Here is a 10,755-nt window from a genome sequence, read left to right as displayed (position 1 = left end):
TTCATATCGCCGGCCCTCTTGGAACGTGCATTTATGAAGGCGTCGATCCCGAGCAGCCGATGGCGCTGATCGGCTCGGGCACTGGCCTAGCGCCTCTGATCGGCGTCCTACGAGACGCTCTGAGGCGCGGACATCGTGGTCCAATCCGGCTCTATCACGGGGCGCGAGTGAGCGAAGGACTGTATCTGCACGATCATCTGCGGGCGCTGACGAAGTGGCACGCCAACCTCCACTATATCCCGCGCGTCCTCAGCGACTCCGGAGCTCACAGCGGCGATGTGGCGGCGGCGGCGCTGGAGCATGAGAACGCACTCCCCCACACGGCATTCTTTCTCTGTGGCGGCGAGAAGTTGGTAGGCCGTCTGAAACGCGATCTCTATATGAAGGGCGCCAGCCTCAAGCAAATGCGTTCCGACACGTTTCTTCCCGCGGGATCAGGTCGTTGAGAATTCTCAGCATGGCATCACACTGGTTCGCGCGTTGGTTCGGCGGCCCAAATCTCCGCCGCCGCCATGTGGCGGAATCCAGCCCATACCGCGCTCCGCGTCTCTTCGACGGGAGTCTCGATCCCGTCACGCAAGAAGTGATGCCGGCTAGCGACTCGCAGAATTGCCGACAAACGACAAAGCAGGGAGCCGCCCGCGCGGCCAGAAAATTAGGGCACGTCAGTGACGTGAACGGCGCCATCGGGCTCGATGTGGCTGAATTTGATTTCGAGCGTTCGCAAATATTCCTGAAGGCCGGCGTCCTGAATGGGAAGCACGTGGGCGTCGGCGCCAGACTCATTGTGATGCGAATGCCAATAGCCGGGGGGCGTGATGAAGCTCGCCCCGGGCACCCAGTCTTCCCGATGCGGGTTCCTGATCCATCCGCTCTCGTCCAACTCCTGCCCGATCAGCGTGTAAACCCCCGGCTTGCAATCCGCCACGAAATCAATGGCGACGGACTCGTGACGATGTGGCAGTTGAGATTTTCCGGCGGGTAGAAGGCCGTACATCGCCCAAAGCGTCTGGCTGACGGTTCTTGTCTGCGGGAAAGCGGCGTTGGCCAGCAAAACGCTGATGCGGTTCGCGGTCGCTTTACGTTCATCGTGGATGATGTCGGTCAACTCCGCCTCGGTGCGGGCGCGTTTGTAGAGCGTCGGATTGAATCTGGGCGTCGTGGCTGAAACCCCCAGATAGCGAAGCAAGGGTGCGTCATGAACCCAATAGATGGCCGCCTCTCCCTCGCAGTGATGAAGGGCGTGATCGTGCGCGGGCAGAACGATGAGGTCGCCCGCTTCCCACGACAGGCTTTGCCCGCAGGCGTCCGTGCGGCCCACGCCCCGATGGATGTAGAAGAGCTGGCTGGTCGCGGCCGCGCGCGTCTTAAGACTGCCGTGCGCGATCCGAACGAAATTGGCGCAAAGCGCGGGCGAGGTCGCGGGGCCCTCGCAGCCAAGCTTTGCACTGACGTCGAGCGGCAGCACGCAGCTTTGCCCGCTCTCGAAGAAGGAAGGGGAAAAGGACTGGTAGGGGACGGGTGAAATTATTTTCTGAACGATCGGATTTGCGGCCGAGGAATAATCATAGAACAGTGCGTCTGTCTGAGATGAATAATTTTCCATGTTAAAAACTCCGGATTCGTTTCGCAGGCGGCTTCGAGTTTGCAGCTTTTCGAAAGAAGCGGCCGATCCTGCTCCTGTTCCCGGTGAATGACAATGTTTCCCTTTTGCGCGGGAGGCTGGCCAGAGGGCGCTCTTAGAACGACTCTCTGTTTCGTGAATGCGCTGGCTAGCGCCATCTGGACAGAAAAGCGACACGGCTCAGCCTGAGTGGGAGATCGAATTACGTATTTATGACAGCTGCGCGCTGCCCGGGATCGTTAGCCGCGCCGGGCTGACTCGATCGCGGCGACGTCAATCTTCTTCATACCCATCATGGCCTCAAACGCGCGTCTTGCTTCATCGCCGCCGCCGGAGATCGCCTCCGTCAGCACGCGCGGCGTGATTTGCCAGGAGACGCCCCATTTGTCCCTGCACCAACCACACGCGCTTTCCTGACCCCCATTGCTGACGATGGCGTTCCAATAGCGGTCAGTCTCCTGCTGATCGTCCGTGGTGATCTGGAAGGAAAAGGCTTCGTTATGTTTGAACGCCGGGCCGCCATTGAGGCCGAGACAGGGGATGCCGGCGACGGTGAATTCGACCGTCAGCACGTCGCCCGCCTTGCCGGACGGATAGTCGCTTGGAGCGCGGTGGACGGCGATCAATCTGCTGTCAGGGAAAGTTTCGGCGTAGAAACGGGCCGCAGCCTCGGCGTCCCTGTCGTACCACAGGCAGATCTTGTTTCTTGCAATGGCCATTATTCGTCCTTTCGCTTCTGAATCCATTCCTCTGTCGGAGCGGACCAGGTATTAAAAAGCAGATGTGGACAGTGACCCTCCCCTCGCTGGCCGGGCCAAGCAGGGCGCGTTCTGACGTCACGCGCTCATCAACTGCGTCCTCCGACTGGACAGAATCCAGAAAGGTTGATATCAACATAAATAAGCCATGTCAAAGACGCTGCCCCTCGAGGTCGTTCATGAGATCCGCGACACCTGCCTTTGCCTCGCGACTCAGAGAGCCGCGCGCCAGCTTGCCCGGCGCTTCGATCGTGCCTTCGCGCCTGTCGGGCTCACGAACGGACAGTTCTCGTTGATGATGGCGCTGAACGCCCCGCAGGCGCCGACGGTCGGCAGGCTTGCGGAGTTTCTCGCCATGGACCGCACGACGCTGACGGCCGCACTTAAACTGCTGGCGCGGCGCGAGCTCGTGGCGGTCGCCGCCGACGAGAAAGACAAGCGCGCCAGCCGGCTTTCGCTCACCGCGGCCGGACGAGAGGCGCTTGCGGCGGCGGTCCCGATCTGGCGGGAGACGCATGCGGCGCTTGAGAAGGAGCTTGCGCAGGGAGGCGCCGAGGCTCTGCGCGTGTCGCTTCGAAAGCTCGGCTGAGCAAGGAAAGGTCTCATCATGGGCGAGAATGTGAAACCGGTTCCGGAAGGCATGCATACGCTCACGCCGCATATTGTCTGCGCGGGCGCCGCGGAGGCGATCGATTTCTACAAAAAGGCTTTCGGCGCGACGGAATTCATGCGCATGCCGGGACCGGACGGAAAGCTGATGCACGCCAGCGTGAAGATCGGCGACTCGATGCTGATGCTTGTCGACGAAATGCCGCAGTGGGGCGCGCTCGGCCCAAAGGCGCGCAACGGCACTTCCGTGACGATCCATCTTGCCGTGGCCAATGTCGACGAGGTCGTCGTTCAGGCGGTCAGCGCCGGCGCGAAGGTGAAAATGCCGGTCGCCGACATGTTCTGGGGCGACCGCTATGGAGTCGTGGTCGATCCCTTTGGCCATGAGTGGTCGATTGCGACGCGCATCCGCAACATGACTCCCGACGAAATGATCGCCGCCGGCCGCGAGGCCATGCAGAAGGGTTGCGCCGAGGCGCAAAAGGCCCCGCAGTGACACGCTTCCCTTCCCACCCCGCGACGACGGGGTGGGAAGGGCTGGAACCGGCCTCTTCGTGGGCGCTTGGCGCCATCACTTCCAGTGGCGCATCATCGCCCGGCGACGCTTGTGGTTCCCGCTCAGCCTGCGCCTGGTCGAACTGCTCAAACGCGGAATCCTAACTCTCCGATCAAAACCAGCCGCCGCCGGCCCGTGACAGTCAGGCCCGGTGACGCGCGGCGCCTGAAGCGCAACAGGGAAGGCGAAAGAGATTCCAGATGCCTTGTTCCCACCAAATGAATCAGTGAGTCTTCGAGTCATTAGGGGAAACTGGCCGGGACTTGAGCGATGCGCATTCTGGTGGTCGAAGACAACCCTCGACTGGCTGAACTGATTTCCGAGGGGCTCGCCGCGGCCGGCTACGTATCAGATGTCGCCTTCTCCGTGGGCGATGCGGAGTCTTTTCTGGATAGCGTTGAATATGACTTGATCGTGCTCGATCTCTGGCTTCCGGACGGCTGCGGGAGGACCGTGTTGCGCGGGCTTCGCGGACGTGGTCGCAGCACGCCCGTGCTGGTCGCGACGGCAAGGATCGACATTCCGATCCGGGTCGAGACTCTCGAAGAGGGCGCCGATGATTTTCTCGGCAAGCCCTTCTGTATGGAAGAGCTGATCGCGCGCGTGCGTGCGATCCTGCGGCGCCCGCCGCAACTCGCGCAATCCATTCTCGCGATATCCAATCTGGTTTTCGATCTCGAGCGAATGATCGTCGAAATAGATGGATCGCACATTGATTTTTCGCGCCGGGAGATGAATGCGCTCGCGACGCTCATGCGCGCCGGCGGGAGCCTTGTGCCGCGGCGCAAGCTTGAAGCGGCTCTTTATTCATTCAATGAAGAGGTCACGCCAAACGCCCTGGAGGCTGTCGTCTCAAGGCTGCGGAAAAGACTGGAAAACTCCGGCGCTGCGGTGACGGTGACTGCGATGCGTGGCGTCGGCTACATACTTTCCGAGCGAATGTGACGGATTTATCCCGCCCCGCGCCGCTCCTGCACGCCATCGCCACCCGACTGGCGGCAATTGCCCTTGGGCTTATGGCCATCATGGTCGCCGTGACCATCGTGGAATACGCAAGCGATCTCCAGAGATTGCGGCGAGCCACTCTAGAGGAGCAGGCGGAAGACCTGTTCAAATCCTTGCGTTCGGGACGACCTGGCCGCTTCGCGGAGAGTTGCAGGCGTTATCCTGCCGCTTACGGTTATCGGATTTTCAACGATAAGAACGAAATCATCGCGGCGGTGAACGGCGCGCTGTTTCCTGAAATGCCGCGCTATCGCAGCGGCCGCCCTGATCTGTCCTTCAAGCATTGGCGCACGCCCGAGCCGTGGAACGACCAATGGTTCGTAACCCAGCAAGGGGACGTGGACGGCCGGCCGCTCTGGATTCACGCCACCATGATCGGCGATCCGGCGGCGCTTTGGAGCGAGGTTCTGCTCGAAGAGATCGTCGAACATGTCGTCGTTCAGGCCATGATTGTCGTCCCCGCGCTGAGTCTCGCGATTCTCTGGGCGTTGCGTTCCGCGCTTCAGCCTTTGTCCGGCGTCGCCGAGAGGGCAAGGAAGCTGGCGCGAGAGGCAAATTCGCGGCAATCGCCGCAGGCGCTGCAATCCGAGGGTCTTCCGGGCGAAGCGCAGGATCTGGTCGAAGCGATAAACGTCCTGCTTGTCAAATATGAAGCGACAGTAGAGCGGCAAACGCAATTCGCCGCCAACGCCGCGCATGAATTACGCACGCCGCTGGCGATCCTGCTGTTGCAGATATCTCAGCTTCCCGCCAGCAGGGCGGTGGATCAGTTGAAGGCGGAGGTGTCCGTGATGGCGCACACGGTGGACCAGTTGCTTCGCCTCGCTCAGGCAGAGCAACTGGCGAAAGCAGGTTTTTCTCCCTGCGATTTGCGGGATGTCGCACGCGCGGCCTGCGAGGAGATGGCGCTTCCCGCCACCTCGCGAGGGCTTCTGATCGAATTCGATGAGGCGACGGCGCCGGTCATGGTCCCCTGTAGTCCTGACTTCCTTCAGATCGCCATTCGCAACGTTGTCGAAAACAGCCTGCGCGCCGCGCCCGCCGGCTCCACCGTCTCCGTGCTGGTCGACCCTTCAGGCGACGTCAGCGTATCGGATCAAGGTCCCGGCGTCCCGGACGCCGACAAGGAGCGCGCCTGTCAGAGATTCTGGACGCGACGCCCCGGGGAAGGGGCGGGCATCGGATTGGCGCTCGTGCAGCGTATTCTGGACCTGCACGGCGGCGAGGTCCGAATCGAGGATCGAGAGGGCGGAGGAGCCCGCGTCGTGCTTTCGCTCCGGCACGGTCTGCTGGGGAGCTGCGGGCGGCTCCGTCGATCGAATGCATTTTGCAGATGCCCGCGCGTCGGGATCGAGGCGGGGAGCGAAATGCTTGCGGAAGTTGCCGCGGCCGAATGAAGGATAGCGAAGACGCGTTCAGCATGGCAACGCTTCTGCCATCGCCGATCCACTTAAAAACTCACCGTCCGAAAATGCGATCCGCGCGAGGGCTCTTTCATTGTGCGGTGGCGCTCGACCCGCACCCGGCGCCTTCGGAGGAGCCTGCGCACGACAGGTCGCGGCGGTGAGAGACTGCAACAAGCAAGACGGCGGCGAGAGTGGCGGCGCCGAGCATGGCGCTGCCGGCGCTCGCGCCAAATCGCTCCAGCGCCCATCCTGTCAGCGCGCTGCCAAGCGGATTGGTTCCCTGCACGATCATCACCTGCAAGCTGGTGGCGGCATTGCGCAAGGGATCAGGGATAAAACCTTGAACCGCGGCCGAGGCTGACGAAAACACGGTCGCGGAGCAGACGCCGAAGCCGGCGAGAACGAGGGCGGCCGGCGTGAGCTGGTGAATCGCCGAAAGCGCCGCAAGGCAAAGGCCGAGGCCGGCCGCCGCTGTCAGCGGACGCCAGTTGGACGCGGCGGGCCGGCGCCATTGCAGGAGCCCTCCGAGGCAGGCTCCGGCGCCGACCGCGCTCATCAGCAGTCCAAAGCCGCCAGCGTCGAGTCCGAGTCCCAGGCGCGCATAGGCCGGGACGAGAGTCTGCATATTGACGGCGAAGACGCCGGCCACGGCGACGACCAGAAGAGGAACACGCGTCGAGGCGTTGCTCCACAGAAAGCGGAGCGCCGCAGGCGTGGAGCGCGGCTGCCGCAGCGGCGCGTCATTTACCCTTCGGGTCGCGAGGAACAGAATGAGGGGAACGAACGACGCCGCATTGGCGGCGATGGCAAAAGCAGGCCCACATGTTTCGATCGCGAAGCCGGCCAGGGCCGGGCCCAGCACCCGCGCGAGATTGAAGGAGAGCGTCGCCAAGCCGGCCGCTCTCGCGCGTCCCTCGGCGCCGGCCAGACTTGCCGCAAGCGAGAGGCGCGTCGCCTGCGAGAGGCCATTGCCCACCCCCAGAAGCAAGGCAAAGCCGGCCAAAACGGGGTAGGACGCTTCCTTGAGAATGACGGCCGTGGCGAGAGCCGCCGCGAGTAGCGCCATCGCAGCCTGCGCGCCCAGCAACAGGTTTCTTCTGCTCCAGAGGTCCGCCGCTTTTCCGGCCGGCACGGCGAGAAGGATCGACGGAAGGAATTGCAGGGCGATCAACAGCCCGAGCTTTGACGATGATCCCGTCAGCTCCAGGACGAGCCATGCCTGCGCGGTTGATTGCATGCAGGCGCCGATCTGGCTGGCGAAGTTGCTGAGCGCATAAATTCCCCAGACCCGCGGCAAGGAAGGCTCACGCTGCGTCATGCGGCGGTCGCGACGGAGGATTGAACGGCGCCTTCCACGAACTCGACGATGTCGCCCGCCAGGTCGCGGCCTGTTGCAAGGGTGATGCCTCCCAGGCCCGGCGCGCTGTTGACCTCGATCAGGAGCGGCCCCTCGCTTGCCGAGTCCAGAAGGTCGACTCCCGCCACCGCAAGTCCGAGACGCGCCGCAGCGGCTTCCGCGATGCGGCATTGTTCCGGGGTCGGCGTCAGCGGCATCGCCACGCCGCCTCCAGCAAGATTTGCCCTGAAGTCGCCATTCGTCGCAGATCGGCGCATGGCGGCGACAGCTCGATTGCCCACAACCAGAACGCGGATATCGGCGCCAAAGCTGTCGGTCACCGCGCGCTGGAGCAGGAATTCTTCTCCAAGACCCCAGAGCGTTTCCATCAGGCTCTGAAGCGCCGACCGGCTTTCGCACAGCATGACTCCGACGCCCTTCGTGCCGCGCGCCAGTTTGACGATGACCGGTGCGCCGCCGAGCAGATCGAGCGCTTTGGCCGCCCGCATGTCCCGGTTGGGCGCCAGGCTCGCCGGCATCGGCGTCCCCACCGCCGCAAGCTCCTGCGTCACACGGATCTTGTCACGCGCGCGCTCCAGACTGACCGAATCATTGACGCAGACAACTCCGGCGGCTTCGAGCGCCCGGACAACCCCTAAAGCATAAGCGGGAGCCGTGCTGCCCAGCTTCGTAATGACGAAGTCCGGAATGATCCCCGAAGTCGCGGCGCGAGGAACGCGACCTGTGCACAGCTCCACGAGACAATCCCTGGGGTGGATCACTTCGCACCGGTGACCGCGCGCGTGGCAGGCCTCCAGTAAAAGAGGAGTGCTTGGCGACCTTTCCAGGTGCGTCAGAATCCAGCCTTGCATCAGTGAACCTCCAGTTCCGTCCGGGTTTCGGCGAGCACATGCGCGACATAGGCGGTGGCCCAACGACACAGCCGGGAAAGGATGTTTTCGTCGAGATCGAGCGCCGCGAGCGTTTCAGGCAGGCAGAGGGGCAGAACATGGTCGGCGCCGCATGACCTGCTGCTTCTGACCGAAGCGGAAACATTGTTGATCAGGGCGCCGCGGGTTGGATGCGTCGGGTCCCAGACTTCCGGCGCCACTTTGGCGATGGACGGCGCCGCGCGCAGCATCGAGCCCTTGCGATACACGACGACGCGCAGCTCGAATTTGCGGCCTTGAAGCGGATGGTCCAGCGCTCGAACCGTTTCCGCGTCCAGATATTCCGTCACGGTGTAAGGGAAGCCGGCGCCTTGCCCGTAACGCTGGCGCACGATCGCCAGGGAGCGCGCGATCTTCTCCTCGACGACCTTTTTACCCTCGTTGTTGAAGAAAAATTCGATTCCGTCGCCATGTCCCGTGCCGCTGGGCTTGATGACAAGCTGTTCGCCACGGTGAAGGCGCGAGCGAACGGCTTCGATCAGCTCATCGACGTCGTTGCAGATCTCGAATCTTATGGCCGCTCCGATTTCATCGGCGCCATTCCTGGCTGCGAGCGAATTGACATGTCGATACGCCGTGGCCTTGTCGGCTCCAGCCCTGTAACAGCGATTGGCCGGGAGGAGGGCGCCAAGGTTCAGCGGCCCGTGCGCGGCTTCGAGATTGTATAGAAACCGGTCATTGACGATCGCCGAGACGTCGCGGCCGAACAATCGCGGCGCGCCGGCGACGACGTCAACGTGGTCGACAAGCTCGCGGGTGTATCCGAGCGCGACAGTCGGGCGCGCGGGCCCGCGCCAACCGCCGTCCGAGACGAGCGTGTCGAGCGCGAGAACCTGCACGTCGCCAAAGCGCCGCTCCAGCGAGCGGGCGATACGATCGACGAACAGCATCTTTTCGTGGAGAAGATGGCTAGGCTTGCGCTCCCGTTGCGTCTCGCGCCCCGAGGACGCCACGAGCGCCAACGGCGCAGGTGCCTGACATGCGGCGCCGATTTCGCCGATTGTCTCGAGAATATCCTCTACCAGACTCGTCGGCAGATTCGTAATGCCGCCGATTCCCGTGCCGTTAAGCTCGAGGAGCTGAAAGCGCCTCTGGCCGGCTCGGCGAAAAGGCAGAATATCGAGCGGCGCGACAAAGAAATCCCAGGGCCCGACATTCTGGGGAAGCGGCAACTCCGACTCTTGCTCAAAACGTTCCGCCAGGATCGAGGCCTGTCGCTGGGCGATCGTCGCTCGATCGTCGAGTCGGTGGCCGAGCATAGGGGCGAGACCGATCAGGGTCGGCAGGCCGACAGCCAGCCTGTTGGATGGAAAAGCCGGGAGCTGGGCGCGGCGCGGCGTGTCAGAGTCGCCCCCATAGGATCGCGCCTCGCGTAAAAGGCTGGACTGCACCGAAAGCATCAACCACTCCAAGATCGCTCGTATCAGCGCCGGATGTTTCCGCACCTGTTGCGTCACGGCTACTAGCCCGCGGGGCTGACAAGAACCTGACGCGACGCAAGATTTCGGTTTGCCACTGTCAAGCTGACCGGTCTGCCCCCGGGTGAAAGCCGGTCTGCCCGATTGCGCTCTGACTGGTCAGATGGCGGCCGGGTTTTGCCTGACTCTTCGCGGGTCCCGGAGTAGGCTGAGCCCAAGTTTTGAACGCGCGGCCGATTGCTTGGAAGCGCCAAAGTGGAAAGCGCCTAGCATGATTTTCGTCGACTCGACGGATGAAGCGGAGCTCTCTCATGGGCTCTCTGTCCCCTTTGTGAAGGGGTTCACGACCAACCCGACGCTTTTCCTGCGCGCTCTGGGGGGCGAGTGTCTGAGCCTCCCAGTCTATGTTTCCGCCGCGCGGAAGCTCGTCGAGTTTGCCTCAAGCAACACGGCCGCGCGGGACGTGATGATTCAGGGCGTGGGCGCCCCCGAGCAGATCGTGGCGCAGGCTCTCACCTACAGCAACGCATTGCGAGATGGGCGCGGCAAAAACTTGTGGATCAAGCTCGCGCCAACAACGGAGCATCTCGCGCTTTGCCCCGCGCTTGCTTCTCTGCGTTGCAAGACGATGGTCACCGCTGTTTTCACTCCCCTCCAGGTTTGCGCCGCGTTGGAGAGCGGCGCCGACGGCGTCGCGATCTATCTCGGCAGGCTCATGAAAAGCGACGAGTCCTGGGAAAGAAAGATGGAGACGATCGCCCGTCTAATCCTCCCGCATGAAAAAATGCTGCTCAGGGCGAGCCTGTCGGACGTCGCGAAAGCGGAAATCGCACTTCGTTACAGCGAAGACATGACTGTGCCTTTTGCCGTGGCCGAGCAGTTGACGTCTTCCGCTTTTTCGAGCGAGGCAATGGCCTCGTTCAACGCGCAGGTCAAATCGGACGCGGGCGCCGCCTAGAGGGTGTTATGTACTTTGGTGATTGATTGCTTTAGTAGAATCGGATGTCTTCGATTCGCAAACCGTATCCTTCTGACGTCAGCGACGAAGAGTGGTCGCTGGTTGCGCCTTATCTGACGCTCATGGACGAGGGCG

The 10,755-nt window shown here is 62.7% G+C and carries 11 protein-coding genes and 1 pseudogene; 7 read left to right on the top strand and 5 right to left on the bottom strand.

Going from position 1 to position 10,755, the window contains the following annotated elements; translation table 11 throughout:
- Window positions 1-446, top strand: a pseudogene (locus tag ACR652_RS11645) (oxidoreductase); the annotation flags it as partial.
- A 209-nt stretch (window positions 447-655) separates the two neighbouring features.
- Here ACR652_RS11645 and ACR652_RS11640 read toward each other — a convergent pair.
- The gene (locus ACR652_RS11640) at window positions 656-1,606 is read right to left on the bottom strand and encodes a hypothetical protein (RefSeq protein WP_434506663.1); all 951 of its coding nucleotides are present in this window, start codon (window positions 1,604-1,606) and stop codon (window positions 656-658) included.
- Between the two features lie 257 nt (window positions 1,607-1,863).
- Window positions 1,864-2,337, bottom strand: a complete 474-nt coding sequence (locus ACR652_RS11635) for a VOC family protein (RefSeq protein ID WP_434506665.1) — start codon at window positions 2,335-2,337, stop codon at window positions 1,864-1,866.
- Between the two features lie 193 nt (window positions 2,338-2,530).
- Here ACR652_RS11635 and ACR652_RS11630 point away from each other — a divergent pair, with 193 nt between their 5' ends.
- The 4 genes from ACR652_RS11630 to ACR652_RS11615 all read left to right on the top strand — a co-directional run bounded on the left by ACR652_RS11630 (window position 2,531) and on the right by ACR652_RS11615 (window position 5,949).
- Window positions 2,531-2,971: a MarR family winged helix-turn-helix transcriptional regulator gene (locus ACR652_RS11630; RefSeq protein ID WP_434506662.1), complete on the top strand. Its 441-nt coding sequence runs from the start codon at window positions 2,531-2,533 to the stop codon at window positions 2,969-2,971.
- 18 nt (window positions 2,972-2,989) lie between these two features.
- Window positions 2,990-3,487 (top strand): VOC family protein, encoded by a 498-nt coding sequence (locus ACR652_RS11625; RefSeq protein WP_434506661.1) that lies wholly within the window; start codon window positions 2,990-2,992, stop codon window positions 3,485-3,487.
- Window positions 3,488-3,817: 330 nt separating this feature from the next.
- Entirely contained in the window at window positions 3,818-4,492 is a 675-nt protein-coding gene (locus ACR652_RS11620) for a response regulator (protein ID WP_434506660.1), read from the top strand.
- A complete protein-coding gene (locus ACR652_RS11615) occupies window positions 4,489-5,949 on the top strand; it encodes a sensor histidine kinase (protein ID WP_434506659.1) in 1,461 nt (486 codons plus the stop codon). The genes ACR652_RS11620 and ACR652_RS11615 overlap by 4 nt, the downstream gene beginning before the upstream one ends.
- A 97-nt stretch (window positions 5,950-6,046) precedes the next feature.
- Here ACR652_RS11615 and ACR652_RS11610 read toward each other — a convergent pair whose 3' ends face one another.
- From ACR652_RS11610 to ACR652_RS11600, 3 genes are read right to left on the bottom strand one after another with little or no spacing between them, the layout of a single operon-like run.
- Window positions 6,047-7,276, bottom strand: a complete 1,230-nt coding sequence (locus ACR652_RS11610) for an MFS transporter (protein WP_434506658.1) — start codon at window positions 7,274-7,276, stop codon at window positions 6,047-6,049.
- Window positions 7,273-8,166 (bottom strand): ATP-grasp domain-containing protein, encoded by an 894-nt coding sequence (locus ACR652_RS11605; protein WP_434506657.1) that lies wholly within the window; start codon window positions 8,164-8,166, stop codon window positions 7,273-7,275. Before ACR652_RS11605 ends, ACR652_RS11610 begins: the two co-directional genes overlap by 4 nt.
- Window positions 8,166-9,644 carry a hypothetical protein gene (locus ACR652_RS11600; RefSeq protein ID WP_434506656.1) on the bottom strand — a complete coding sequence of 493 codons (1,479 nt, stop codon included), beginning with the start codon at window positions 9,642-9,644 and terminating at the stop codon, window positions 8,166-8,168. Before ACR652_RS11600 ends, ACR652_RS11605 begins: the two co-directional genes overlap by 1 nt.
- A gap of 289 nt (window positions 9,645-9,933) precedes the next feature.
- Between ACR652_RS11600 and ACR652_RS11595 the strand changes: the two genes are divergently transcribed.
- Window positions 9,934-10,620, top strand: a complete 687-nt coding sequence (locus tag ACR652_RS11595) for a transaldolase family protein (protein ID WP_434506655.1) — start codon at window positions 9,934-9,936, stop codon at window positions 10,618-10,620.
- A gap of 44 nt (window positions 10,621-10,664) precedes the next feature.
- On the top strand, window positions 10,665-10,755 hold a 91-nt coding region (locus ACR652_RS11590), incomplete at its 3' end, for a transposase (RefSeq protein WP_434506664.1).

The sequence above is a fragment of the Methylocystis sp. genome (assembly GCF_051061225.1).
Classification (GTDB): Bacteria; Pseudomonadota; Alphaproteobacteria; order Rhizobiales; family Beijerinckiaceae; genus Methylocystis.
Note: the sequence above shows the minus strand (reverse complement) of the source record. Positions and strands in the feature narration are given on the sequence as shown.